The following is a 24,607-nucleotide window of genomic DNA, read 5'->3' on the forward strand; positions in this document are numbered from 1 at the left end:
TTTACTCTGGGTGCTGTCAACGCCGATTCCCGACGCCGACGCCCGGATGATCGGAGCGGAACCATGGGATGGAGTCTCAAGAACCTGACGACGGCGACCTCCGGAGCGCCGCACGCCGTCTACCAGCCGACCGCGTGGCTGTTCGCGCAGTTCACGCGCCACGTCGTGTTCCAGGGCTACAACTCCACCACCGGAGGCGACGGCCAGCTCTACGAGCTGTACTGCAGCGCGAGCGACGACTGGAACGTCAAGAACCTCGTCTCCGAGGCGGGAGGCGCGCCGGCCGCGACCAACTCCAACGGCTACATCTGGGCGCACCAGGGCTCGCAGCACGTGGTCTACCAGGGCCAGCGGTTCGACGGCCACGTGCACGAACTCTGGTACACGGAGGACGACGGCTGGAACGCGAACGACCTCACCGACGCCGCGGGAGCGCCGCTCACCCTGTCGCAGCCGTACGGCTACGAGACGTACTACGACGGCACCCAGCGGGTGGTCTACCAGGCGCAGCACGGCGGCCACATCCACGAGCTGAGCAACTCCGGGGACGGCTGGCACGACCTCGACCTGACCGCCGCGACCGGGGCCCCGCCATGCGCGCCCGACGCCGCGCCGACCGGGTACTCGTTCGAGGACCAGCAGACCGCGCACGTGCTGGTGCGCACCGAGCTGGGCCACGTCCTGGAGTTCTGGAAGGACGCCGCCGCGTGGCACTGGGGCGACCTGACCGCGGCCACCGGCGCCCCGGTCGTGAGCGACGCCGAAACCGTGAACGGCTACGTGTTCCGCGGACAGGGCACCCAGCACATCGACTACGTCGGCGGGAACGGCCACCTGCAAGAGCTGTGGTGGGACACCACGGGCTGGCACCACTTCGACCTCTCGGCCGCGGCCGGCGCGGTGACGCCGTACCCGACCTCCAGCCCGGCGGGCTACGCGTTCGAGGCCGGCCTCTTCCAGCCGGTCGCGACCCAGCACGTGATCTTCACGGGGCGCGACGGGTTCGTGCACGAGCTCTGGTGGCGCGAGGGCGTCTGGCACACCAACGACATCGGCCCGCTCGTCGGCGCCCCGCCGATCGTCGGCGACCCGGTCGCGTTCGTGGAGGTGGACGAGGGGACGCAGAACGTGTTCTACCTCAGCGACGCCCACGAGATCATCGAGCTGCGGTGGAGGCCGTGAGCGCGATCAGGTCCGGGGGTCAGAACTCCACCGCCGCCGCCGCCACCACCGCGAACTCCTGCCCCGGATACCGCAGCCCCGAGAAGTAACGGTTGGTGTGCGCGACGATCTGCTCGGCGCTGATCGTCACGCCCTCCCACTCCGCGTCGGTGGTCGTGTGCGCGTCGCCGACGAGCACGACGTCGTAGCCGCGCACCGCGGCGCTCTGCGTCGTCGTGCGGATGCAGTAGTCCGTCTGCGCGCCCGCGACCACCAGCCGGGTGACGTCCAGGGACTCCAGCACCTCGTCGAGGTCGGTGCCCGCGAACGCGTCCCGGTACTCCTTGCGGACGAGCGCCTCGCCTTTCGCCGGGACCAGGCCGTCGGCGAGCTGCCACGGGGCGCTCTCCCACGGGAGGTCCTCCGCCTCGTGCTGGACCCATACCACCGGGGTGCCGGCGGCCCGCGCCCGGTCGACCAGTGCGGCGGCGCGGGCGACCACGCCGTCCGCGTCGAGACAGCCCGGCAGCACCCCCTTCTGCAGGTCGATCACGAGCAGGACGGTGGGGTTCGAGTCGGTCACGTGACCATCCTGGCATCCCCACGGCGGCACGATGGGACCGGGCGGCAGGATGGGACGGTGCGGCAGGATGGGACGGTGACCTCTCCGAGCCGGACCCTTCAGGTCGTCGCCGCCGTGATCGTGCGCGACGGCGCCGTGCTCGCCTGCCGGCGGGCCCCGCACAAGGACGCGGCGGGGCGGTGGGAGTTCCCCGGCGGCAAGGTGGAGCCGGGCGAGACACCGGAGGCCGCGCTCGCCCGGGAGCTGCGCGAGGAGCTCGGCGTGCAGGTGCGGGTGGGGTCGCTCCTGGACCGCTCGACGACCGGCGCCGTCGACCTCGCCGGCTATGCGACCACCCTGTCCGGAGAAGCGCCGGTGGCCTCCACCGATCACGACGCGCTGGAGTGGCGCGGCACGGACGACCTGGCCGGGCTCGACTGGGCCGACGCGGACCGTCCGCTCGTCGCGGTGCTCGCCGGGCTCGGTCGGGAGCGGCTGGCCGCGGCGGTCGCGGCGAGCGAGGAGGCCCGATGAAGGCGCTGCACTACGAGACGTTCTCCGGGCCGGTCACGGTCGCCGACCTCCCGGCCCCCGAGCTTCCGGACGGCGGCGCGCTGATCCGGGTGGGCGCCTCCGGCCTGTGCCGCAGCGACTGGCACGCGTGGGCCGGACACGACGACTCGGTGCGGCTGCCGCACGTGCCCGGGCACGAGTTCGCCGGGGTCGTGGAGGCGGTCGGCGCCGGCGTCGCGAAGTGGCGACCGGGTGACCGGGTCACGGCGCCGTTCGTGAACGGCTGCGGCCGGTGCGAATGGTGCCCGTCGGGTCAGGCGCAGGTGTGCCCGGACCAGACCCAGCCGGGGTTCACCCACTGGGGCTCGCACGCCGAGCTCGTGGCGGTGCGGGCGGCCGACCTCAACCTCGTCGGGATCCCGGATGGGCTGCCCGACGCCGCGGCGGCCGCCCTGGGCTGCCGGTTCGCCACCGCGTACCGGGCGTTGACCGCGCGCGCCGGCCTCCGGTCGGGCGAGTGGATCGCGGTCTACGGCGCCGGTGGCGTCGGGCTCAGCGCGATCGTCATCGCCCGCGCGCTCGGCGCCCGGCCGATCGCGGTCGACCGTTCGGCGGCAGCACTGGAGACGGCGGCGCGGCTCGGCGCCGAGCACACGGTCCCTGCCGGCCCCGACGCGCCCACTGCCGTCGCCGAGCTCACCGGCGGCGGCGCGCACGTCTCGGTCGACGCGGTGGGCTCCGCGGAGACCGCGACCGCGAGCGTGCTGTCGCTGCGGCGGCGCGGACGCCACGTGCAGATCGGCCTCCTGGCGGGCGGGATGCCGGTGCTGCCGCTGGACCGCGCGATCGCGTGGGAGCTGGACATCCTGGGCAGCCACGGGATGGCGGCCGCCGACTACCCGGGGATGCTCGCTCTGGTGGCGTCCGGCGCCCTCCGGCCGGAGCTGCTCGTCGGCCGCACCGTCGGCCTGGCGGAGGCCGCGCGACTCCTCCCGCTGGCCGAGGCCGCGCCCTCCACCGGCATCACCGTGCTCGACCCGACCCTCCCGTAGCAGCCTCGCGCCGTGGCGCTGGCGGGGAAGTCGGCGGCGAATGGATGGTGAGGGGCAGGATTTGTACGACGGGTCGCGGCAGGATGGTGGCATGCGCCTCGCCGACATCCCCGTCCCCGACACCGCCGCGGCCCGCGCGGCGCTCGAGCTCGCCACCGAGTACCACACGCCGTCGCTGCTGAACCATGTGCTGCGGTCGTGGCTGTGGGCGGAAGGCTTCGCGACGGTGGAGGGGCTGCACGGCATCGACCGCGAGCTGCTCTACGTCTCCGCGGTCCTCCACGACATCGGCATCGTGCCCGCGTTCGACAACCACACGCTCGCCTACGAGGACGCCGGCGGCCACGTCGCGAAGGCTCTCACCGCGGGCGCCGGCTGGCCGGCCGCGCGCCGGACCCGGGCGCACGAGGTGATCGTGCGGCACAACTGGCCGGAGGTCGACCCGGCGTTCGACCCGGAGGGCCACCTGCTGGAGGTCGCGACCGCTCTCGACATCTCCGGTGTCCGGCCCGACGCGCTGCCGCGGGACTTCCTGCGGGAGGTGGTGACCGCGTTCCCGCGGCTCGGCCTCGCCGCCGAGTTCACGGCCTGCGTGACCGACCAGGCCGAGCGCAAGCCGGACACCGCGGCGAAGCGGATCGTCGAGCGCGGGGTCGCCGGAAAGCTGCAGCGGAACCCGCTCGAGACGCTCGGCTGAACCGCGCGGGCGCGCCGACGTATCCTCGTGTGGTGACCCTCACGCTCCCCGCCGCGGACTGGCGCGCCCACGAAGCCGCGCACGCTCAGCGCGCCGACGCGCTCACGGCGGGTCACCGCGCTCGCGCCGCCCGCGGCGAGAAGCACCCGATCGAGGACTTCCTCTTCACCTACTACGCCTACTCGCCGTCGGTGCTGCGCCGCTGGCATCCCGGTGCCGGAGTCGAGCTGCTGGAGGCCGCGGACGAACCGCGCGCGTCCTGGCGCTGGTACTCCCCCGGCGCGACGCCCGGCGCCCTCGTGGTCGACCGCGCCGCGATGGAACGCGAGAAGGCGCCCCTGCTGACGACCATCGAGCGCATCCTGCGCTCGACCGCCTCCCGTCCCGGACGGTTCGGCTGCTTCGGCCTGCACGAGTGGGCGATGGTCTACCGGGAGGACGAGCACCGCCATGACGTGCCGCTGCGTCTCGGCCGGAGCGGCACCGACGCCGTGGTGGAGGCGGCGGAGCTGCGCTGCACGCACATCGACGCGTTCCGCTTCTTCACGCCGGACGCCGTCCCGCTCAACCGGTTCGCGCCCACCCGTGAGACGCAGCCGGAGCTGGAGCAGCCCGGCTGCCTGCACGCCGGGATGGACGTCTACAAGTGGGCGATGAAGCTCGGCCCGCTCGTCCCCGGCGAAGTCCTCCTCGACGCGTTCGAGCTGGCGCGCGACATCCGGATGCTCGACATGCAGGCCTCCCCCTACGACATGCGGCCGTGGGGCGCGGAGCCCGTGCGCATCGAGACCGCCGAGGGCAAGGCCGAGTACGTGCGCCGCCAGCGCGAGTTCGCCGAGCGGTCGAACGCGCTGCGCGCGCGGGTGCTCGACGCGTGGCCGGGCGGTCGGGCGGTCACGGCCGCCGGGGACCGCGGCCCTGCTTAGCCGCCGGTACCTCCACCGGCGCCGCCGCCCTTCCCCGCGCCGGGGGTGTTGGTCGGCTGCGGCGTTGGCGCGGGCGTGGTGGTGGTGGTGGTCGGTCCCGGCGTCCCGGTGTTCTGCCCCGAGCTGACCTGGATGGTGATGCTCGATCCGCCGTCCACCGAGGAGCCCGAGGAGGGGTTCGTGCTCGCGACGGTCCCGGCCGGCTGGTCGCTGGGGACCGGCGTCGGGTCGACGGTCACCGTCAGCCCGAGGCCCTGGAGCAGCGAGGTCGCCTGGTCGGGCGTCTTGCCGCTCACATCCGGCACGGTCACCTGGCTTCCGTACAGCACCGAGTTGTTCGGCTTCGGGAAGGAGTCGCCTCCGTAGACGTCGTCGAGGGCCTTCAGGATCGGCTTGGCGATCGAGAACTTGACGTTGCCGCCGCCGATTCCGTTGAAGTCGAGGCTCCGCAGCGGGACGGTGCCGGACACGTTGCCGACCCAGGTGGCCTGGGCGACCTTCGTGGTGGAGGTGATCATCCAGTTCTGCAGCGAGTCGTCCGTCGTGCCGGTCTTGCCCATGATCGGGGTGCCGTCGTACGGGTTCGCGCTGGCCGCGGTGCCGCCGCCGCGCATCACGCCCTGGAGCGCATAGGTGACGCCGTTCGCGATGTTCTTCGGGAGGCCCTGCGTGCAGGTCGACGGGCTCACCTTGTGCGGGGTGCCGTCGGCGTTGATGACCTTGTCGATCGCGATCGGGGTGCAGACGGTCCCGCTGTTGGCGATGCCGGCGTAGGCCGTCGCCATCGTCAGCGGCGCGATGTTGTTGGTGCCGAGGATCATCGACGGGTACGAGTTGAGCTGCGCGCCGGTCTTGGCCGGGTGCACGCCCAGGCCCTGCGCCGCCTTGAGGATGGAGCACAGGTCGGTCTTGGTGGCCATCTTGGCGAAGGCCGTGTTGACGGACTGCGCCGTCGCCGACATCACCGACAGCCGGCTCGCGGAGCCTTCGTCGTTGGACACCGGCCACGGCGGACCCGAGACCGGCCCGCAGCTGCTGGAGAAGTCGGACATCGGGAAGGTGTGCTGGGAGGCGTCGATCGTCTCGTAGAGGCTGTGGCCGCCCTCCAGCCAGCCGGCGAGGTCGAACGCCTTGAACGTCGAACCGGTCTGGAAGCCCTGCGAGCCTCCGTACGCCTCGTCGGTGTTGTAATTCACCGCGGTGGTGCCGGGCTGGGCCTGGTCGGTGTTGTTGAACGCGCGGTTCTCCACCATCGTGACGATGCGCCCGGTGCCGACCTCCACGGACACGTTGGAGGCTCCGACGTCGATGTCGGAGCGCGAGCCGGGGATGTACTTGGACAGCGACTGCTGCGCCGTCTGCTGGAGGTCGAGGTTCAGCGTCGTGTAGATCTTGAGCCCGCCGCGGTTGAGGGTCGCCCAGCGGTCGGCGCTGGTCTTGCCGTAGGCCGGGTCGTTGAGGATGACGTCACGGACGTAGTCGCAGAAGAAGGCCGCGTTGACGTTCTGGGCGACCGCGCAGCCCGAGGGCGTCACCGTGACGGTCGGCTGGATCGGGGTCTTCTTGGCGGCATCCCGGTCGGCCAGGGAGATCTTGTTGTTGATGTACATACGATCGAGCACGTAGTCACGCCGCGCCTTGGTCAGCTTGTACCCGTTCGCCGCGCCGTTGTCCTTGTTGTCCGGCTGGTCGATGCGCAGATTGGACGGGTTGTTGACGATGGCGATCAGCGTCGCCGCCTGCGGGAGGGTGAGCTTGGCGGCGCTGGTGTTGAAGTAGTACTCCGAGGCGGCCTCGATGCCGTAGGTCTGGCCGCCGAAGCCGACGACGTTCAGATAGCCGAGCAGGATGTCCTGCTTGCTGTACTTCTTCTCCAGGCCCACCGCGTAGCGCATCTCCTGGATCTTGCGCTGCAGGGTCACGCCGGCTGCGTCGTTGTAGCAGGCCTGCACCTTCTTCTGGTCGGTGAGCCCCTCGCAGTGCTCGACCTCCACGTTCTTGACGTACTGCTGGGTGATGGACGAGCCGCCCTGCACGTTGCCGCCGACGACGGTGGAGAGCGCGCCGCGCACGGTGCCGAACAGGTCGACGGCGCCCTCGCTGTAGAAGCGGGGATCCTCCGCGGAGGTCGTCGCGTCTTTGGCGACCTGGGCGACGTCGGCCCAGCCCACGTCCTTCCGGTTCTGCGCATAGAACTGGGCGATCGGGACATCGTTGCCGCCCTGCTTCGCGTACACGGTGGAGTTCTGCGCGAACTGACCGATGTTGAGGTCGCCCGGAAGCTTGTTGAAGTCGCTGATGCCCGCAGCGGCCGCTACGCCGGCTCCCAGGAAACCCGGAAGAAAGAACAGGGTGGAGAGCACCGCGGCGACCAGCGCGAGCGCGACCCACTGCACGATGGCGGCGTTTCGCGAGCGCGGAGCAGCCATCTCGAACCGTTTGAGGGGCTCGAGACGCTCGTCGATCGCCTGAAGGCGCGGGGAATTCTGGAATCTGTCCGGGTTGGGCACGTATCCACGCTTCCAGGGTCTGCTGTGTGAGGGGCTGAGACATGCACTGTACCCCTATGTGGTTTTTCAGGAAGGGTGCATGCAGAGAAGCGCCGGCCCCCGAAGGAGCCGGCGCCTCTCACGCTGAGTGCGACTACGCCGCCGCCGCGAACACCGCCCGCGGCCGCACCTGCAGCGCCCCGTCGACGGCGTCGATCACGACCGCTCCGCCGTCCGTGACCTCTCCCGCCACCATCAGCTCGGCGATCCGGTCGTCCACCTCGCGCTGGATGACGCGGCGCAGCGGGCGGGCGCCGTACTCCGGCTCGTAGCCGGCCTCGGCGACCCACGCCACGGCCGCGTCCGTGACCTCGAACCCGATCGCACGGTGCGCCAGCCGGGTGGCCGTCGCCTGCAGCAGCAGGCGGACGATGTCGCGGAGCTGCTCGGCGTCCAGCTTGCGGAACAGCACGATCTCGTCGATGCGGTTCAGGAACTCGGGACGCATGGCCTCCCGGAGCTTGCCCATCACCCGGTCGCGGATGTCCTTGTCGGACGCGAACCCGTCGGAGCCCGCCGGCACGAAGCCGAGGGCGCCGCTGCGGGACGCCAGGAACTCCGAGCCCAGGTTGGAGGTCATGATGACGACCGTGTTGCGGAAGTCGACCGTGCGGCCCTGGCCGTCGGTCAGCCTGCCGTCGTCCAGCACCTGCAGCAGCAGGTTGAACACGTCCGGGTGCGCCTTCTCGATCTCGTCGAACAGCACCACCGAGTACGGGTTGCGGCGCACGCGCTCGGTGAGCTGGCCGGCCTCGTCGTAGCCGACGTACCCGGGAGGGGCGCCGACCAGGCGGGCGACGGTGTGGCGCTCGCCGAACTCGCTCATGTCGAACCGGATCATCGCCTTGTCGTCGCCGAACAGCGACTCCGCCAGCGACTTGGCCAGCTCGGTCTTGCCCACGCCGGTCGGGCCGAGGAACAGGAACGAACCCACCGGACGGCGCTCGTCGCCGAGGCCGGTGCGGCTGCGGCGGACCGCCTTGGCGACCGCGGTCACCGCGTCGTCCTGGCCGATGACGCGCGCGTGCAGCTCCGACTCCAGCGCGGCGAGGCGCTCGCGGTCGGCGTCGCCGATGCGGGACACCGGGATGCCGGTGGCGCGGGACACGATGGCCGCGATCTCGGCCTCGTCCACGACCGCCTCGGCGGCGTGGCGCGGGGTCTTCCCGAGCTCGTCGATGCCGCGCTGCACGGCCTCGATCTCGTCGCGCAGACGGGACGCCTCCTCGTAGTGCTCGGCGGCGACGGCGGAGTTCTTCTCGGACTCCAGAGTCGCCAGGCGCTGCATCAGCTCGGACGCGTCGACACGCTTGCCGAGCGACAGCCGAAGCCGGGCGCCCGCCTGGTCGATCAGGTCGATCGCCTTGTCCGGCAGGAACCGGTCGGAGATGTAGCGGTTCGACAGCTCGACGGCGGCACGGATCGCCTCGGCGGTGTACGTGACCGCGTGGTGCTCCTCGTACGCGCCGCGCAGGCCGTCGAGGATGAGCACGGCGTCCTCCACGCTCGGCTCGCCCACCATCACCGGCTGGAAACGACGCTCCAGCGCCGGGTCCTTCTCGATGCGGCGGTACTCCTTGAGCGTGGTGGCCCCCACCAGGTGGAGGTCGCCGCGCGACAGCCGGGGCTTGAGGATGTTGCCGGCGTCCATGCCGCCGGACTCGCCGGACCCTCCGGCGCCGACCACGGTGTGCAGCTCGTCCACGAACACGATCAGCTCGTCCTTGCCTGCACTGATCTCGTCCATGAGCTTGGTGAGCCGCTCCTCGAAGTCGCCGCGGTACCGGGTGCCGGCGACCATTCCGGCGAGGTCGAGCGCGACGACCTTCTTGTCGCGCAGCTGCTCGGGGACGTCGCCCGCGACGATCGCGCGGGCCAGGCCCTCGACGATCGCGGTCTTGCCGACGCCGGCCTCGCCGACCAGGACGGGGTTGTTCTTGGTCCGGCGGGAGAGGATCTCGACGGTCTGCTCGATCTCGTCGAGCCGGCCGATCACCGGGTCCAGCTTGCCGTCGCGCGCGAGCGCGGTCAGGTCGGTGCCGAACTGGTCGAGCATCGGGGTCGCGGAGTCGCCTGCGGTCCCAGCGGTGTCCTGGTCGTCCTGGCCTCCCGCGCCGACCGTGGCGGACTGCCGCATGGCGTTGGTCAGGGAGTCGGGGGTGACGCCGGCGGCCTGGAGGACCTGGCCGGCGGGGGCGTCCTGGCCGATCACGAGCGCGAAGAAGAGGTGCTCGGGGTCGATGTAGGTCGCGCCGGAGGCACGAGCCACCTGGTACGCGTGGAACAGCACGCGCTGGGCGGACGCCGTGATCGAGGCGCCGTCGGCGTCGATGGGCTCGCCGGAGGCGGGGAGGCGCTGCTCGGCGGCGGCGGCGACCGCGGACGGGTCGACGCCGATGCGGCGCATGGCGTCGGACGCGGGCTCCTGCCCGGCCATCACGCGGAGGATGTGCAGGGCGTCCAGCTCGCGGTGGCCGTGCTCGAGGGCGTAACGGCCCGCCTCGGCGAGGAGTTCCTGCGTACGCCGGCTGAGGAACCGGCTGATGTCGATGGAGCGCGCGGCGCGGGCGCGCTCGCCCGCGAGGTAGCGCGAGAGGAACTCGTCGAACGAGTTCTCGCTGCCGCTCTCGGGGGTGAAGTTCTCAGGCACCTGATCTCCTGTTTCTGAAAGTTGAGTTGGTTGCACTCAAGTTCAACGTTCGGGGGGAGGGATTATTCCAGGACCGTTCACCACCGTCTTGGACTTTTCTGGGGAGGACTGGGATTGACTGGAAACGGACGCTGATTCGAAAGGGCGGTGCCGACCTGTCTGTCACGATGCTGCGGCCGGCCCCAACGGACCGGGCCGCGTCGTTCACCCGCCCCGCGGCGCTCGCCGCGCTGTTCGGCGTGCTCGCGACCGCGCTCGCCGCCATCGGCTCCGGCATCCCGTCGCTGTGGGGCGACGAGGCCACCAGCATCATGTCGGCGGAGCGCCCGCTGCCGACCCTGTTCCGGATGCTCGGCCACCTCGACGCCGTGCACGGAACCTACTATCTCGGCCTGCACTTCTGGGGCGACCTGTTCGGGTTCTCCCCGTTCGCCGTCCGGCTGCCGAGCGCGATCGTGGTCGGGCTCGCCACCGCGGCGGTCGTCCTGCTCGCTGCGCGCCTGCGCAACGCCCGCACGGCCGTGATCGCCGGGCTGGTCTGCGCGATCCTCCCCCGCGTCACCTACATGGGCGAGGAGGCGCGCTCGTTCGCGTTCTCGGCGGCGATCGTCGCGTGGCTGACCGTGCTGCTCGTCGCCGCGCTCGACCGCGAGCGCCCGCGGGCCGCGTGGTTCGTCGGCTACGGCGCGCTGCTCGCGCTCGGGACGTACGTCTTCCTCTACACGATCCTGTTCGTCCTGGTCCACGGGGCGATCGTCGCCGTGTGCCGGCCGCCGCGGCGCACCGTGCGCGGCCTGCTGTTCGCGGTCGGAGGGGCGGTGCTCGCCGTCGCACCCCTGCTCGTCGTCGCGATCGGCCAGCACCACCAGATCTCCTACCTCGGCGCCGTGCAACAGCTCGCGCCGGAGACTCTGTTCAGCGGACTGTGGTTCGGCGACTCGTGGCCGCTCGGGATCGCGGCCTGGGCGCTCATCGTCCTAGCCGTGGCGGTCGCGATCCGGCAGCGGGTGCTCCGTGCGCGTGCCCGCGGGGAGCGCTTCCTCGCCCTCCCGGAGTCGAGCCTCCCGTCCCTCGTCGGCGTCGCTCTGCCCTGGCTCGTGATCCCGCCCGTCATCCTGATCGCCGTGCAGTCGTTCGTGCCCGACTTCACCGCCCGCTACGTGTCGTTCTGCGCCCCGGCGGCGGCACTCCTGATCGCGTGCGGCGTGGACGACATCCTCCGTTGGCGGCGCTGGGCCGGGATCGTTGCAGGAGTGCTCGTCCTGGCCCTCTGCGTGCCGGCGTACGTCGCCGACCGGACCCCCTACGCGAAGAACCAGAGCGACTGGGCGGAGGTCTCCGCCGCGATCGGCGCGCACGCCCGCCCCGGCGACGGCGTGGTGTTCGACGAGTCGACCAAACCCTCCAAGCTCCCGCGCCTCGCCGAGCACACCTACCCCGGCGGCTTCCGCGACACCACCGACGTCACTCTCCACCTGCCGTTCGCCCAGACCACCACCTGGCGGGACAGCGCCTACACTGTGCGCCAGGCAGCCGCCCTCGGCCGCTTCGACGGCGTCCACCGGGTCTGGCTGATCGAATACGCCTCCACCCCCGGCGCCGTCGACGACTACGGCGTCGCCGACCTCACCGCTCTCGGCTTCCACGAGACCACGACCAGGATCGCGACCCATCGCGAGCTGATCTCGCTGTACGAAAGGACCCCATGATCCCCCACGCACTGGCCGCCGCCGGCGCCCTCGTCCACACCGGACTGCTCGACCCGCAGGGCCTCATCCAGGCCGCGGGCCCGTGGGCGCTGCTCGGCATTTGCGCGATCGTCTTCGCCGAGACCGGCCTCCTGCTGGGCTTCTTCCTGCCCGGCGACACCCTGCTGTTCTTCGCGGGCGTGCTCACCCTCACCGGGCACATCCCGCAGCCGCTCTGGCTCGTGATCGTCGCCGTCGCCGTCGCCGCGATCGCGGGCGGCGAGGTCGGTTACCTGATCGGCTGGAAGTCCGGCCCCGCGGTGTTCGACCGGCGCGAGTCCGGTGTGTTCAGCCGCGCGAGCGTCCTGCGGACGCAGAAGTTCTTCGACAAGTACGGCAGTGGCGCCGTCGTCGTCGCGCGGTTCGTGCCCGTCGTCCGCACCTTCGCTCCCGTCGCGGCGGGCGTCGGCCGGATGCGCCACCGCGTGTTCAGCGTCTTCAACGTGATCGGCGCCGCGGTGTGGGCGGCCGGGGTCACCTTGATCGGCTACGGGCTCGGCCACATCCCGGGCGTCGCGGACTTCGTGTCGAAGTACCTGGACTACGTGCTCATCGGGATCGTCGTCATCTCGGTCGGTCCGGTGCTGGTGCGGGCGATCGCCCTGCGGCGCCGCAAGTCGCGCATCGAGTCGTAACCGCCCTCCGCACCCTCCGGCGGTCAGGCGGCGGACTCGCGGGCGTGCGGGTCGGAGCCGTTGAGCACCTCGACGACGCGGTCGTAGTCGCCGCGGGCCTCGCCGTAGCGGAGGAACTTCACCCGTTCGACCTGGAGCTCCGTCGCGTCGGGCTGCGTCTCGATGAGCTCCATGACCTCCGCCACGAACTCGTCGAGCGGCATCGCGAAGTCGCTCTCCTCCTGGCCCGGCATGAGCGCCGTGCGCACCGCCGGCGGCTCCAGCTCCACGACGCTGACGGACGTGCCCGAGAGCTGCAGGCGGATGCTCTCGCTCAGCATGTGGATGGCCGCCTTGCTGGCGTTGTAGCTGGGCGTCACCTTCAGGGGCGTGAACGCCAGGCCAGACGAGACCGTCACGATCGTGGCGTCCGGGCGGGTCTGCAGGTGCTCCACGAACGCGGCGATCAGCCGGATCGGGCCGAGCACGTTGGTGGTGACGATCGACTCCGCGGAGGCGAGGAACGCCTCCGGGCGGCGCCAGTCCTCCGCGCGCATGATGCCGGCCATCGTGACCAGGACGTTCAGGTCAGGGTGGGCGGCGAGCACGGTGTCCGCGGCCTCCCGGATGCTCCCGGCGTCGGCGGTGTCGATCCGCACCGTGTCGATGCCGGGGTGCTCGGCGGCGATCCGCTCGAGCAGCTCGGTGCGGCGGCCTCCGACGATGACGGTGTTGCCGCGCTCGTGCAGCGCGACGGCGAGGGCGAGCCCGATGCCGCTGGTGGCGCCGGGGATGAAGACGGTGTTCCCTGTGATGTTCATGCCTCCACTCTGCGGGCGTTCCCCCGCGGGCGGGAGCGGAGCGCTCATCGGGGGATCCGCGATCCCTGGCTCGGGCGCGCCCGGCGACGGATGATGGTGTGATGGACCGCACCGCGCTCGCCGACTTCCTCCGCCGCCGCCGCGAGGCGCTCCGCCCGGAGGACGTCGGCCTGCCCTCCGGCGCCCGCCGCCGCGCGCCGGGCCTCCGCCGCGAGGAGGTCGCCCTCCTCGCCGCGATGTCGAACGACTACTACACGCGGCTGGAGCAGCGCCGGGGCCCGCAGCCGAGCGACCAGATGCTCGCCTCCCTCGCCCGCGCCCTGCGGCTGTCGGCCGACGAGCGCGACTACCTGTACCGGGTGGCCGGCCACAACACCCCCGACCGGCTCGGCGGCGCGCACGTGCCTCCCGCGCTGCAGCGCGTGCTCGACCGGCTGGACGACACCCCGGCACTGGTGCTGTCTAACCTCGGCGAGACGCTGCTGCAGAACCGGCTGGCCGTCGCGCTGCTCGGAGACCGGTCGCACTACACCGGTCTCGAGCGCAGCGAGTTCTACCGCTGGTTCACCGCTCCGGAGGCGGCCCGGGCGATGTACCCGGAGGCCGACCATGACCGGCAGAGCCGCGCCCAGGTGGCCTCCCTCCGCGACGCATACGGCGCGCTGGGACCGCAGTCGCGCGCCGGCGAGCTGGTGCGCGCGCTGCTGGAGCGGAGCGCCGAGTTCGCGGAACTGTGGGAGCGGCACGAGGTCGCGCGCCGGTTCGAGGACCACAAGACGCTCGTGCACCCGGAGCTGGGCGCGATCGAACTCGACTGCCAGGCGCTGTTCACCGAGGACCAGTCCCAGTGCCTGCTGGTGCTGACGGCCGCGCCGCGCACCGAGGCGGCGGAGAAGCTGGCGCTGCTGGCGGTACTGGGCACGCAGTCGTTCGCCGGGTAGCCTGTGCGCCGTGGATGTCATCGGCTGGCTTCTCGACGGCGACCCCGCGATCCGCTGGCAGGTGCGCCGCGACCTCCTGCACGAGCCGGACGCCGCCGTCGCCGCGGAGCGCGCGAACGTGGAGACCGAGGGCTGGGGCGCCCGCCTGCTCGACCTGCAGCAGGAGGACGGCACCTGGGGAGCCGGCGTCTGGACCCAGCGCGACCGGACCGGCGTCGACGACGCGATGCTGCTGCTCGCGGTGCTGGGCGCGCCGGCGGACGGCGAGCGCATGGGCGTCGCGGTGGACCGGGTCGTGCGCCAGGTGGACTGGGGCGAGGAGTGGTGGAACCATCCCTTCTTCGACGGCGAGGTGGAGCCGTGCATCAACGGCCGCGTGCTCGTCGCCGGCGCACGCTTCGGGCATCCCAGCGAGCTCATCGTGGAGCGGCTGCTGAACGAGCAGCAGGACGACGGCGGCTGGAACTGCTACGCCGAGACCCGCCAGGACCCCGGCTCGTTCCACAGCACGATCTGCGCGCTGGAAGGCCTGACCGCCTACCGCGACGCCGGCGGCCCGACCGAGGTGGCAGCGGCGATCGAGCGCGGCCACGAGTACCTGCTGTCGCGCGGGCTGATGCGCCGCCGGAGCGACGGGTCGATCATCGCGGAGACCTGGCTCCGGTTCTCCTTCCCGTACTACTGGTCGTTCGACGTCCTGCGCGGCCTCGACCACCTGCGCGCGTCGGGCGTCCCGGCGGACGAGCGGGCCGCCGAGGCGGTGTCGGTCGTCGCGTCGCGCAGGCAACCCGACGGCCGCTGGCTCCTCGACCACGAGCACTCCGGCCGGGCGCTGCTGGACATGGAGACGGTCGGCGAGCCGAGCCGGTGGAACACGCTGCGGGCGCTGCGGGTGCTGGAGTGGGCGGGGGCGTAGCTCGTCCCCGATCCGGCCCTCCGGATGTAGTGGACCCGGCCGTTACAACGCCGACCGACGGGCGGCACGGTCCGCGAAGGCGTCCAGCGCTTGGATCATGTCGTCCGCGATCCAGAGCCGGTTGCGCTTGCGCGAGTTCGCCGCGTGGAGGATGCCACGATCTACTAGGGTCTCCAACGCGCGGTACGTACCGGGCGCCGACAGCCCGAGCTTGGCCTCCACGACCGCTGCGTTGAGCACAGGCTGCTCGAGGGCGAGGGTCGCGACCCGCCGTGCCGAGCTGTCGGAGCGCAGGCCGGTCAGCGCGTCGTCCCAGCGCCCGCGGAGCTCGGCTATCGACGCGGCGAGCTCGCGCCCGGTGCGGACCGCGAACCCTGCCGCCTCCGTGAAGGCGCGGACGATGGGGTCGACGTCGCCCGCGCGGTAGGCGGTGAGCGCGTCGTAGTAGCCGTCCACGTCGTGGAGGAGGCCGGCCGACACTGGAACGACGACAGTCGTGGTCGTGCGCGCGCGCCGCAGCATCGCCTGGACGATCGCACGCCCGGTACGGCCGTTGCCGTCGGGGAACGGGTGGATGGTCTCGAACTGCGCGTGGGCGATCGCCGCGTGGACGAGCGCCGGGATGTCCCAGCGGCCCGCGAACGCGACGAGGTCGGCCATCGCCGCGGGCACCCGTTCGTGGTGGGGAGGGACGAAGGCGGCGCCGTGCGGGCTCACGCCCGAGCCGCCGATCCACACCTGCTCGCGGCGGTAGCCTCCGGTCAGCTCGGGCGCATGATCCTCCAGGAGCGCCGCGTGCATCGCGATGATGCCTCCGCCGTCGAGGGCGTCGGAGAGCTCCAGCGCGGCCTGCATAGCGTGAACGTTGCGCACGATCAGCGGGGCATTGCCCGTGTCGCGCTCGCCGAGCTCGGTCTCCGCGATCGCCCGCGCGCCGCTGGTCAGGTTCTCGATCTGCGACGACGAGGCCGACTCGCTCCGGAGGAGGATCGACGCGAACGGGAGCACGGACACCCCGAACTCCGTGTCGAAGCGGGTGAGCAGGGCGGCCGCCTCCACCGCTTCGGCGGCGACAGCGGGGCTGACGGGGACAGCGAGCTCAGCGATCGGCGCCACGATCGCGGCTTCATACGGACCGCGGCTCGCCGCCCATTGGCGCTGGGTCAGGTGCTCCCGGTTGTAGCGCGACTGCCACGCGTACTGCTCCCGGGTGAGGGCGGGCCAGGCGTCGATCGCGGACATGAGAACAACACTACGCCTTATTTACACTTAGCTTATTAAACGTAAATAAGCGTCATCCTTATTTTCACCTCCACCCCACCCCATCGCCTACTAGACGCCCGAACCCTGACGGCGTTACTGTCAGCCCACATCCAGGCTCGGCCCCGAGCCCAGGGGGAAAGGTAAAACGACATGGATTTCTGGAACAACTTCTGGAACATCATCTGGCTGTTCTTCTGGAGCTTCGCTTTCATCGCGTACCTGTTCGCGCTCTTCGCGATCATCAGCGACCTGTTCCGGGACCACAAGCTGAACGGCTGGTGGAAGGCGGTGTGGATCCTCTTCCTGATCTTCGTGCCGTTCCTGACAGCTCTCGTCTACCTCATCGCCCGCGGGCCGGGGATGGCGGAGCGCAGCCAGAAGGAGGCCCGCCAGGTGCAGCAGAGCACCGACGCCTACATCCGCGAGGTGGCGTCCTCCAGCCCGTCCGACGAGATCGCGAAGGCGAAGGCCCTCCTCGACGCCGGCACCATCACCCCGGAGGAGTTCGCGCACCTCAAGAGCGTCGCACTCGGTCACCAGGCCGGAGCAGGAGCCCACGCGGCTCCGGCGGGAGCAGCGCCCACCACCCCGTCCGCGCCGACCCCGCCGCCGGCAACGCCCACCGCGTGATCGAACGGGATCGGTGACCGACGTGACCGACCCGACCGCGACGGCGCCGGAGTCCTCCAGGGCTCCGGCGCCGTCCCGGCCGAACGGGCTGACCGTCGCCCCCAATACCGGACTGTTCGACACCGACCGGGAGGCCATCATGGCGCTCCGAACACCCATCACAGGATCCGATCATGGCCGCCGCTAGCGGTATCTGGCCGTTCCGCCGCCGCACCCGCCGGCCCGAGGCATCACCGCCGGCCGGGCCGGACCCCGAACAGGAGGCCAGCGCCTCTACCGGCCGCAGCGTCCGCATCCTGCTCGGCCTGGCGGGCGGCACCGTCATCCTGATCGGGATGCACGCGATCGCCGGCATCCTCGCCCCGTCGCTGCTGGCGCTCGTGCTGGTCATCTGCGCGCAGCCGGTGCGCGTCTGGCTGGAACGCCACGGCACCCCCAGCGGTGTCGCGACGGGCGCGGTCGCGTTGACGACGTTCGCGCTGCTGGCCGGTTTCGTCGCGCTCCTGATCATCGCGATGGCCCAGTTCGTGTCGATGCTGCCGCAGTACAAGGAGCAGTTCCAGCAGATCGGGCAGCAGTTCGCGAGCTGGCTGACGAGCATCGGCATCAGCGTGCAGGACATCCAGGCGGTCACGAAAGGCTTCGACCCGACCAAGCTCCTGAATTTCTTCAGCGGCCTGCTCGGCGGCGCCCTGGGCCTGGTGACGTTCGGTGTGATCGTGCTGACCATGCTCATCCTGATGCCCGCCGACGCCGCATACACGCCGACGCTGCTGCGCCAGCTCGAGCCGACCAAACCGAACCTGGTCTACGCGATGACCGGCTTCGCCCACAGTGTCCGCCGGTACATGGTCGTCACCACCCTGCTCGGCATCGTGCAGGGCGTCATCAACGGCATCGCGCTCTTCATCCTGGGCGTGCCCGCCGCGCTGCTCTGGGCGATCCTGTCGTTCCTGTGCAGCTTCATCCCGAACGTCGGCTACTTCCTGGCGCTGGTGCCTCCTTTGGTGTTCGGCTACCTCATCGGCGGCTGGGGCACGGTCATCGCGATCATCATCATCTACGGGGTCGTCAACGCCGTCGTCCAGTCGGTGGTGCAGCCGAAGGTGGTCGGCAACGCGGTGGCGCTCAGCCAGACGCTCACGTTCTTCTCCGTGCTGCTGTGGGCGGTGGTGCTCGGCGCGATCGGAGCGATCCTCGCCATCCCGCTGACCCTGCTCGGCCGGGCGATCCTGGTCGACTCCGATCCGCGTGCGCGCATCTGGCGGGCCGCGATCGGCGACCTGCGGGAGACGAAGGACCTGATGAAGGAGGAGTCCGTCGCCGCGAAGGCGGAGCGGCGCTCGGCGAAGGCGGGCGCGCGATCGGGTGGCCGGCCGCCGTCGGCTCCGGGTGGCGCAGACGGCACGGGTCCTCAGCAGACCCCCTAATGCTGCAACGTCGTCTTCAGCACGATCACGACCACCCCGAACAACCCCGTCACCACCGCCCCCGTCAGGCACACCCACACCGGCCGCCCCCGGATCAGGAAAACCAGGTACCCGAGCAGCCCCAGCAGCAGCACCGTCAGCCACAGCGACACCGTCACCCCTAACGCCGCCGGCAGGATGCCCAGCGCCGCCAGCAGCAGCGGGATGCTCGGCACCACCGCCGCCTCCAGCATCCCGCCCGACTCGAACAGGGCGTGGCGGAGGGAGTCGACGATGCGGGAGCGGGCGCTCTCGTCGTCGGCGTGGAAGCCGAGGGCCGTCGAGTAGACGTGGGCCAGCCAGAAGACCACGATGCTCACCAGCGTGAAGACCAGGACGTGCAGCGCGTCGGAGCGGCTGGACGCGCCGCCCGAGCTCGCCGCGACCACGCTCGCGTAGACGATGGTGCCGTAGATCCCGGCCGGCGTCCCCCAGTGCCGCCACAGCGCGCGCCGCACGCGGACGCCGCTGTCGCCGGGCTCCGCCGCGGACGAGTTGAGGTCCATCGAGTCCATGAGGACATCATGGTCCGCGCGCGAGGGCTCCGTCAGCCCTGTTCGGGGAAGCGCGCCTCCGTGTTCAGGCCGCCCTGCGCCGCCTCCGAGCCGGCGAGGCCTCCCCCGCGACCGCGCAGCAGGAACGCCGCGCCCACCGCGATCACCGCACCGGCGAGCGGCCCGACGATGTACACCCAGTAGGCGTCCCAGTGCCCGCTCACCAGGTCGGGACCGAAGGTGCGCGCGGGGTTCATCGAGGCGCCGGAGATCGGGCTCCCCCACAGTCCGGCCAACGCGATGTAGGCGCCGACGCCGAACGCGCCGATGATGCCCAGGTTCTGTGCTCCGGAGGCCGTGCCGAGGATGACGCTGACCAGGCCGAACGTGAGCACCGTCTCCATCAGCAGCGCGTCCCACGAGGTGAAGCCGGTCGCCGGGTAGTTCGACCCGTAACGTGCGGAGACGTGCGTGACGCCCTCCAGGAACCACGCCGCCAGGGCGGCCCCGCCGAGCTGCACGACGATGTAGCCGGGCACGCGCGACCAGGGGAAGTCGCCGCGGAGGGCGAACGCCACGCTGACCGCCGGGTTGAGGTGCGCGCCGGAGACCTTGCCCATGAACAGGATGATCGCGAACACCATCAGCGCGGGCGCGGTCACCGCGGCGGTGCGGGAGATGGTGTTCGGGAACGCCTGGCCCATCATCCCGCCGCCGGCGGCCACCAGCACCAGGAAGAAGGTGCCCAGCAGTTCGGAGAACAGCCTCCGCCACTCCTGCGACGTGTCGTGGAAGTCCTCGATGGACTGCTCGATCGAGGCGGGCACGTGCAGGAGCCTGCCGTGGACGACGTCGTTCATGATCCCGCGCGCCTCGGCGGCGTCCCGGCGGGTCTGCTCCTGGCTCATGCTGCCTCCTGGCTCATGCTGCCTCCTCGGTCATGCTGCCTCCGGGGGGTCACCCAACCGCCACCGTGCTCGGCTCGACCGACAGGTCGCTGCCGCCCTCGACGGTGATGCGCCGGCCCACCCGGACGAGCTGCGGCTCGTCCGAGAACGCGCCCGCGAACAGCGCCTCGCCCTTACGGAACGACGGGGACTGTTCCAGCAGGTGCTGCGGCACGAACCCGAACACGTCGCCGATCTCGTCGATGTCGCGCGGCGAGTTCATCCGCATCAGGCCGAGGTTGTCGCACTGGGACAGCACGTTCGGGTGGATCTTGGTGGGCCGCTGCGTGGAGAGGAACAGCCACAGGCCGAACTTGCGGCCCTCCGCGGCGATCTGGATGAGCTGCTCGGTGAGATGGGCCTCCACGCTGTTCCGCGGCACGGGCGGGCAGAAGTTGTGCGCCTCGTCCAGGACGATCAGCAGCGGGTCGCGCTCCATCCGCTTCTCCCAGAGGTGCTCCAGCACGCACAGCGCCGCGGCCTGCGGCTCGGCCTGGTGGGCGAACCCGCCGACATCGAGCACGGTGACGCGTGGCCGCTCGTCGATGGTGTCGACGGCCGAGGAACCACCGAACGACCAGAGCGGCCATTCCAGGATCTGCAGGTTGTCGATCCGCATGCCGAGCCGGCGCTGCGCCGGGTCGTTGGAGGCGGCCAGCCCTTCCAGGAAGCGCTGCTTGTCGAAGTGCTGCCCCGGCGACTTGTCCAGGTGCAGGAGCGCGTTGTACTCCTCCTCGTCGGCGATCGGGTCGAGCCTCCCGACGGCGGCCTGCGACCGCACGCTGAGGTCGACGTACCGGGCGTGCAGCTGGGGCTCGGTGCGGGTGCTGGAGTGGAAGACACGGATGTCCAACCCCGCGAACCGTTCGCGCTCCTCGGGCGAGGCGTCCTCCCGGGTCTGCGACACCCGCACGAAGTCGGCGTTGGGGTCGAGCACCGCCATCGGCAGCTCGGTCTGCAGCAGGAGCTGCTCCAGCACGACTCCCAGCGCGTACGTCTTGCCCGACCCGCTCTGGCCGCACCAGAAGGTGTGCCGGTTGAAGCGCGACCCGTCGATGACGGCGGGACGCTCGGGGGCGTCGACGGTGGTGCCGATGGTGAGCGGGATCATCGCGCGGCCTTCCGGTTGGTGCTGCTCTGGGCGGTCAGCGCGGCGTCGAGGGTGATCGCCGCCCGGATCAGCGCGAGGTGGGTGAACGCCTGCGGGAAGTTACCGAGCTGGAGGCCGGCCGGGTCGATCTCCTCGGCGAACAGGCCGACGTGGTTGCCGTAGGTCAGCATCTTCTCGAACGCGTACTGCGCCTCATCCAGCCGGCCGGCGTCGGTCAGCGCGCACACGTAGAAGAACGAGCACAGCGAGAAGGTGCCCTCCTCACCCGGGAGGCCGTCCGGCGACGCCGACGGGTTGTAGCGGTAGACGAGGCTGTCGGTGACCAGCTCCTCCCCGATCACGTCGAGGGTGGACAGCCACATCGGGTCCTGCGGCGAGATCATCCCGACCAACGGCATCAGCAGCGTGATCGCATCCACCACGTCGGTGCCGGGATGCTGCGTGAACGCCTGGCGTTCCGGGTTCCAGCACTTCGTGAAGACCTGCTCGTAGATCGCGTCGCGGGTCGTGATCCAGCGCTCCAGCGGCGCCGGGCGGCTGCGCTCCCGGGCGATGGCGATGGCGCGGTCGAAGGCGACCCAGCACATGATCCGGCCGTACGTGAAGTCCTTGCGGCCGCCCCGGGTCTCCCAGACGCCCTCGTCGGGCTGGTCCCAGTTGTCGGCCAGCCAGTCCAGGATGCCGAGGAGCTTCATCCAGCCGGGATGCCCGATCGGGCGGCGGTCCTCGGCGATGGACAGCGCATCCAGCGCCTCGCCGTAGATGTCGAGTTGGAGCTGGTCGGCGGCGCCGTTGCCGACGTGCACCGGCGTCGAGCCGGCGTAGCCCTCGAAGTGGTCGAGGGTCAGCTCCTCCAGGTCCGAGGAGCCGTCGATGCGGTACATGATCTTCAGCGGGCCGGAGCTCTCGCCCACCTGCTCGGACACCCGGTCGGCCATCCAGAGCGCGAAGGCGATGGCCTCCTCCTGGTAGCCGAGGGCGAGCAGCGAGTAGACCGAGAACGAGGCGTCGCGGATCCAGGTGTAGCGGTAGTCCCAGTTGCGCACCCCGCCGAGCTGCTCGGGCAGCGCGGCGGTCGGGGCGGCCACCAGGGCTCCGCTCGGCGCGTACTGCAGCAGCTTCAGCACCATGGCGGAGCGCTCGACGTCCTCCCGCCAGCGGCCGGAGTAGTTGCTGCGCGCGATCCAATCCCGCCAGAAGGCGACCGTCTCACGGAACAGCCGGAGGCCGCGGGCGCGGCCGATCTCCCGGGGCTCGCCGCGCGGCTCGGTCTCGAACGCGAAGATCCGCAGGTCCCCGGAGGCCAGCGTGAACTCCAGGTCGACGTCGCCGTCGACCAGCGCCTCGGCAGGGACGCCGTGCAGTGCAGCGCTGGTGGTCTCGTCGGCGAAGAGCACGCCGTTCGCCGAGGCCGTGGCCGTGTGGGCGCTGCGGCCGTAGTCGAACCGCGGGCGGCACTCCAGCCGGAACGTCAGCTCGCCGCGGACCACCCGCACCGCACGCACGATCACGCGCCGGGCGGTGGCGACGCGCGGCTCGTCGGCGACGGGCATGAAGTCGATGACCTCCCCGACACCGGCGGACGACATGAACCGGGTGATGAGCACCGCCGTCTGCGGGAAGTACATCTGCCGGATCCGCACGTCGTCCGCCAGCGCGTGGATGCGGAAGTACCCGCCCTTCTCCCGGTCGAGCAGCGACGCGAACATGGTCGGCGAGTCGAACCGGGGCGCGCAGAACCAGTCGATGGAGCCGCCGGTCGAGACCAGCGCCACGGTCTGCAGGTCGCCGATCAGACCGTGGTCCGCGATGTCGGGGAACGCCTCCATGCCGGTCTCCTCCCTGCCCCGGTTCCGTGCGTGGACGGCCGCATGCTAGCTCCGGGAGCGAGCACGGCACCAGACCCGTCAGCGGGAGGGAGCGGACTCCTCGTTCTCCTCCGCCGCCTCCCCTTCCGGCTTCCCCAGCACGCTCGACGGCAGGTTGCGCGAGAAGAACACCGCGCCGAGCGACACGATCGCCAGCGCCGCGAACGACAGGCGCAGGGCGTCGAGCTGCGACGTGCTGTAGATGGTGGAGAGCTGGTTGGCCTGATCCTGGCTGAGGCCGGCGTCGGTCGCGATCTTCGGCACCTCCGCGACGGGCACGACGGCGACGCCCGCCTGCGTCTGCGACGCGATCTGCTGCTGCACGGACTCCGGGAGCGTGCTCGCCGCGACGGCTCCGCTGAAGAGCGTGGTCAGCGAGGCGATCATCACCGAGCCGATCAGCGCCGTGCCGAGCGACGATCCCAGGTTCTGGTAGACGCCCTGCACTCCCCCGGCTTCGCTGAGCTCGTCCTCCCCGACCGCGGACATCGTGACGTTGCCGAGCTGGGAGGCGAGCAGCCCGAGGGCGGCCCCGGCCAGGAACATCCCGGTGCCGAAGATCCAGTTGGAGAGCGTGGTGTCCACCGAGCCGAGCAGCACCAGGCTGGACAGCACGAGCCCGAACTGCCCGATCCGGGCGATGAGCTTGGGCGACAGCCTCCGCGCGAGCACGGTCCCGAGGATGGAGAACAGCACGAGCGCGACCGACAGCGGGAAGATCCGCAGCCCCGTCGCCAGCGCGTCCAGCCCCAGCGAGAGCTGCAGGAAGATCGGCACGATGAAGAACAGCCCGGCGGTCACCGTGTACTGGATGCCGAGGCTCCCGACGCCCGCCCGGAGCTGGCGCAGCCGCAGGATGGCGGTGTTCAGCAGTGGAGGCCTCCCGAGCCGGATCAGCCGCCGCTGCCGCAGGAAGAACAGCCAGAGCAGCACGGCCCCGAGTCCCACGATGAACGGCACCGGCGAGATCCCGAGGATCTTGATGTCCTGCTGGGTCGGCAGGATCCAGCCCCAGGTCTTCGTCTGCAGCAGGCCGTAGACGATGAGCACGAGGGCGGCCGCCGACAGCAGCACCGACAGGATGTCGATCCGGATGTGCGCGCGCTCGCCGGTGTCGGACACGACGTTGCGGAACAGCAGCACGATCGCCATGATGACGACCTCGCCCGCGAACACGTACCGCCAGCTCGCGTAGGTCGTGAGGAAGCCGCCGATCAGCGGCCCGACGGCGACCGCCACGCCGGAAGCGGCCCCGATGGTGGCGAACGCCGTCACTCGCGCGTGCCCCGTGTAGTTGTTCGCGATCAGCGCCGCGATGGCCGGGATTACCAACACCGCACCGAGCCCTTCCACCACCGACCAGCCGAGGAACAGCACGACGATGTTCGGCGCGAGCGCCGTCGTGCCGGAGCCGACCGCGTAGACGATCGAGCCGATCACGAGCGCCCGGCGCCGGCCCCAGACATCGCCGAGTTTCGCGCCAAGCAGCATGAAGGCCGCCATCGTCAGTGTGTAGAAGGTGATGCACGCCTGCATGGCCGAGATGGTCGTGTGCAGGTCCTTGACGACGGTCGAGATGGAGACGTTCATCACGGTGCTGTCGAGCGTCATCACGAACTGCGCCGACGCCAGCACCGTGACCGCACCCCACCGACTCGCCATGACAGCCCCTCCC

General features: G+C 71.1%; 22 protein-coding genes. 12 read left to right on the forward strand and 10 right to left on the reverse strand.

Translation table 11 applies throughout. From position 1 onward, the window contains the following. The first annotated feature begins 63 nt into the window (after positions 1-63). Positions 64-1,182 (forward strand): hypothetical protein, encoded by a 1,119-nt coding sequence (locus ABIA36_RS01835; RefSeq protein ID WP_369960570.1) that lies wholly within the window; start codon positions 64-66, stop codon positions 1,180-1,182. A gap of 19 nt (positions 1,183-1,201) precedes the next feature. Here ABIA36_RS01835 and ABIA36_RS01840 read toward each other — a convergent pair whose 3' ends face one another. Then, the gene (locus ABIA36_RS01840) at positions 1,202-1,744 is read right to left on the reverse strand and encodes a cysteine hydrolase family protein (protein WP_369960571.1); all 543 of its coding nucleotides are present in this window, start codon (positions 1,742-1,744) and stop codon (positions 1,202-1,204) included. 75 nt (positions 1,745-1,819) lie between these two features. Between ABIA36_RS01840 and ABIA36_RS01845 the strand changes: the two genes are divergently transcribed. The 4 genes from ABIA36_RS01845 (at position 1,820) to ABIA36_RS01860 (ending at position 4,911) form a co-directional block, all read left to right on the forward strand. After that, positions 1,820-2,257 (forward strand): (deoxy)nucleoside triphosphate pyrophosphohydrolase, encoded by a 438-nt coding sequence (locus tag ABIA36_RS01845; protein WP_369960572.1) that lies wholly within the window; start codon positions 1,820-1,822, stop codon positions 2,255-2,257. Beyond that, positions 2,254-3,288, forward strand: a complete 1,035-nt coding sequence (locus ABIA36_RS01850; protein WP_369960573.1) for a zinc-dependent alcohol dehydrogenase family protein — start codon at positions 2,254-2,256, stop codon at positions 3,286-3,288. Before ABIA36_RS01845 ends, ABIA36_RS01850 begins: the two co-directional genes overlap by 4 nt. Positions 3,289-3,379: 91 nt before the next feature. Further along, a complete protein-coding gene (locus tag ABIA36_RS01855; protein ID WP_369960574.1) occupies positions 3,380-3,985 on the forward strand; it encodes an HD domain-containing protein in 606 nt (201 codons plus the stop codon). Positions 3,986-4,014: 29 nt separating this feature from the next. Further along, on the forward strand, positions 4,015-4,911 hold the full coding sequence (locus tag ABIA36_RS01860) for a 3-methyladenine DNA glycosylase (protein WP_369960575.1): 897 nt from the start codon (positions 4,015-4,017) through the stop codon (positions 4,909-4,911). Here ABIA36_RS01860 and ABIA36_RS01865 read toward each other — a convergent pair. Both ABIA36_RS01865 and ABIA36_RS01870 read right to left on the reverse strand, forming a co-directional pair. Beyond that, positions 4,908-7,340, reverse strand: a complete 2,433-nt coding sequence (locus ABIA36_RS01865; protein ID WP_369960576.1) for a transglycosylase domain-containing protein — start codon at positions 7,338-7,340, stop codon at positions 4,908-4,910. The two genes, ABIA36_RS01860 and ABIA36_RS01865, sit on opposite strands and share 4 nt — an antisense overlap. Positions 7,341-7,554: 214 nt before the next feature. Next, positions 7,555-10,110, reverse strand: a complete 2,556-nt coding sequence (locus tag ABIA36_RS01870; protein WP_369960577.1) for an ATP-dependent Clp protease ATP-binding subunit — start codon at positions 10,108-10,110, stop codon at positions 7,555-7,557. A gap of 167 nt (positions 10,111-10,277) precedes the next feature. Here ABIA36_RS01870 and ABIA36_RS01875 point away from each other — a divergent pair, with 167 nt between their 5' ends. Both ABIA36_RS01875 and ABIA36_RS01880 read left to right on the forward strand, forming a co-directional pair. After that, entirely contained in the window at positions 10,278-11,819 is a 1,542-nt protein-coding gene (locus ABIA36_RS01875) for a glycosyltransferase family 39 protein (RefSeq protein ID WP_369960578.1), read from the forward strand. Further along, positions 11,816-12,493, forward strand: coding sequence for a DedA family protein (locus tag ABIA36_RS01880; RefSeq protein WP_369960579.1), 678 nt, complete (start codon positions 11,816-11,818; stop codon positions 12,491-12,493). The genes ABIA36_RS01875 and ABIA36_RS01880 overlap by 4 nt, the downstream gene beginning before the upstream one ends. A gap of 23 nt (positions 12,494-12,516) precedes the next feature. On the opposite strand, the gene ABIA36_RS01885 is transcribed toward ABIA36_RS01880, so the two are convergent. Then, positions 12,517-13,293: an SDR family oxidoreductase gene (locus tag ABIA36_RS01885; protein ID WP_369960580.1), complete on the reverse strand. Its 777-nt coding sequence runs from the start codon at positions 13,291-13,293 to the stop codon at positions 12,517-12,519. 101 nt (positions 13,294-13,394) lie between these two features. On the opposite strand from ABIA36_RS01885, the gene ABIA36_RS01890 reads away from it, so the two are divergent. Beyond that, positions 13,395-14,234, forward strand: coding sequence for a helix-turn-helix transcriptional regulator (locus ABIA36_RS01890; protein ID WP_369962055.1), 840 nt, complete (start codon positions 13,395-13,397; stop codon positions 14,232-14,234). A 10-nt stretch (positions 14,235-14,244) separates the two neighbouring features. After that, entirely contained in the window at positions 14,245-15,150 is a 906-nt protein-coding gene (locus tag ABIA36_RS01895) for a hypothetical protein (protein ID WP_369960581.1), read from the forward strand. A 42-nt stretch (positions 15,151-15,192) separates the two neighbouring features. Here ABIA36_RS01895 and ABIA36_RS01900 read toward each other — a convergent pair whose 3' ends face one another. After that, a complete protein-coding gene (locus ABIA36_RS01900; protein ID WP_369960582.1) occupies positions 15,193-16,392 on the reverse strand; it encodes a Fic family protein in 1,200 nt (399 codons plus the stop codon). A gap of 171 nt (positions 16,393-16,563) precedes the next feature. On the opposite strand from ABIA36_RS01900, the gene ABIA36_RS01905 reads away from it, so the two are divergent. From ABIA36_RS01905 to ABIA36_RS01915, 3 genes are read left to right on the forward strand one after another with little or no spacing between them, the layout of a single operon-like run. Continuing rightward, entirely contained in the window at positions 16,564-17,043 is a 480-nt protein-coding gene (locus ABIA36_RS01905) for an SHOCT domain-containing protein (RefSeq protein ID WP_369960583.1), read from the forward strand. A 13-nt stretch (positions 17,044-17,056) separates the two neighbouring features. Beyond that, entirely contained in the window at positions 17,057-17,230 is a 174-nt protein-coding gene (locus tag ABIA36_RS01910; RefSeq protein WP_369960584.1) for a hypothetical protein, read from the forward strand. Next, positions 17,217-18,473 carry an AI-2E family transporter gene (locus ABIA36_RS01915; protein WP_369960585.1) on the forward strand — a complete coding sequence of 419 codons (1,257 nt, stop codon included), beginning with the start codon at positions 17,217-17,219 and terminating at the stop codon, positions 18,471-18,473. The genes ABIA36_RS01910 and ABIA36_RS01915 overlap by 14 nt, the downstream gene beginning before the upstream one ends. On the opposite strand, the gene ABIA36_RS01920 is transcribed toward ABIA36_RS01915, so the two are convergent. From ABIA36_RS01920 to ABIA36_RS01940, 5 genes are all read right to left on the reverse strand, one after another. Further along, positions 18,470-19,027, reverse strand: a complete 558-nt coding sequence (locus ABIA36_RS01920) for a hypothetical protein (protein ID WP_369960586.1) — start codon at positions 19,025-19,027, stop codon at positions 18,470-18,472. The genes ABIA36_RS01915 and ABIA36_RS01920 overlap by 4 nt on opposite strands. A gap of 32 nt (positions 19,028-19,059) precedes the next feature. After that, complete coding sequence (locus tag ABIA36_RS01925) at positions 19,060-19,914, reverse strand: MIP/aquaporin family protein (RefSeq protein ID WP_369960587.1); 855 nt, start codon at positions 19,912-19,914, stop codon at positions 19,060-19,062. 49 nt (positions 19,915-19,963) lie between these two features. Continuing rightward, on the reverse strand, positions 19,964-21,064 hold the full coding sequence (locus ABIA36_RS01930; RefSeq protein WP_369960588.1) for an ATP-binding protein: 1,101 nt from the start codon (positions 21,062-21,064) through the stop codon (positions 19,964-19,966). Beyond that, positions 21,061-22,893, reverse strand: coding sequence for a glycoside hydrolase family 15 protein (locus ABIA36_RS01935; RefSeq protein WP_369960589.1), 1,833 nt, complete (start codon positions 22,891-22,893; stop codon positions 21,061-21,063). Before ABIA36_RS01935 ends, ABIA36_RS01930 begins: the two co-directional genes overlap by 4 nt. Positions 22,894-22,971: 78 nt before the next feature. Further along, on the reverse strand, positions 22,972-24,594 hold the full coding sequence (locus tag ABIA36_RS01940) for an MFS transporter (RefSeq protein WP_369960590.1): 1,623 nt from the start codon (positions 24,592-24,594) through the stop codon (positions 22,972-22,974). Positions 24,595-24,607: the final 13 nt, after the last annotated feature.

This window comes from Leifsonia sp. EB34 (genome assembly GCF_041260585.1).
Lineage (GTDB): Bacteria > Actinomycetota > Actinomycetes > Actinomycetales > Microbacteriaceae > Leifsonia.

Bases quoted from the DNA above. Each gene is read 5' to 3' on its own strand.
- ABIA36_RS01880 (WP_369960579.1), top strand. From the start codon at position 11,816: ATGATCCCCCACGCACTGGCCGCCGCCGGCGCCCTCGTCCACACCGGA.
- ABIA36_RS01835 (WP_369960570.1), top strand. From the start codon at position 64: ATGGGATGGAGTCTCAAGAACCTGACGACGGCGACCTCCGGAGCGCCG.
- ABIA36_RS01875 (WP_369960578.1), top strand. From the start codon at position 10,278: ATGCTGCGGCCGGCCCCAACGGACCGGGCCGCGTCGTTCACCCGCCCC.
- ABIA36_RS01865 (WP_369960576.1), bottom strand. From the start codon at position 7,340: ATGGCTGCTCCGCGCTCGCGAAACGCCGCCATCGTGCAGTGGGTCGCG.
- ABIA36_RS01905 (WP_369960583.1), top strand. From the start codon at position 16,564: ATGGATTTCTGGAACAACTTCTGGAACATCATCTGGCTGTTCTTCTGG.
- ABIA36_RS01940 (WP_369960590.1), bottom strand. From the start codon at position 24,594: ATGGCGAGTCGGTGGGGTGCGGTCACGGTGCTGGCGTCGGCGCAGTTC.
- ABIA36_RS01855 (WP_369960574.1), top strand. From the start codon at position 3,380: ATGCGCCTCGCCGACATCCCCGTCCCCGACACCGCCGCGGCCCGCGCG.
- ABIA36_RS01915 (WP_369960585.1), top strand. From the start codon at position 17,217: ATGGCCGCCGCTAGCGGTATCTGGCCGTTCCGCCGCCGCACCCGCCGG.
- ABIA36_RS01920 (WP_369960586.1), bottom strand. From the start codon at position 19,027: ATGGACTCGATGGACCTCAACTCGTCCGCGGCGGAGCCCGGCGACAGC.
- ABIA36_RS01885 (WP_369960580.1), bottom strand. From the start codon at position 13,293: ATGAACATCACAGGGAACACCGTCTTCATCCCCGGCGCCACCAGCGGC.
- ABIA36_RS01935 (WP_369960589.1), bottom strand. From the start codon at position 22,893: ATGGAGGCGTTCCCCGACATCGCGGACCACGGTCTGATCGGCGACCTG.
- ABIA36_RS01850 (WP_369960573.1), top strand. From the start codon at position 2,254: ATGAAGGCGCTGCACTACGAGACGTTCTCCGGGCCGGTCACGGTCGCC.
- ABIA36_RS01900 (WP_369960582.1), bottom strand. From the start codon at position 16,392: ATGTCCGCGATCGACGCCTGGCCCGCCCTCACCCGGGAGCAGTACGCG.
- ABIA36_RS01925 (WP_369960587.1), bottom strand. From the start codon at position 19,914: ATGAGCCAGGAGCAGACCCGCCGGGACGCCGCCGAGGCGCGCGGGATC.
- ABIA36_RS01890 (WP_369962055.1), top strand. From the start codon at position 13,395: ATGGACCGCACCGCGCTCGCCGACTTCCTCCGCCGCCGCCGCGAGGCG.
- ABIA36_RS01930 (WP_369960588.1), bottom strand. From the start codon at position 21,064: ATGATCCCGCTCACCATCGGCACCACCGTCGACGCCCCCGAGCGTCCC.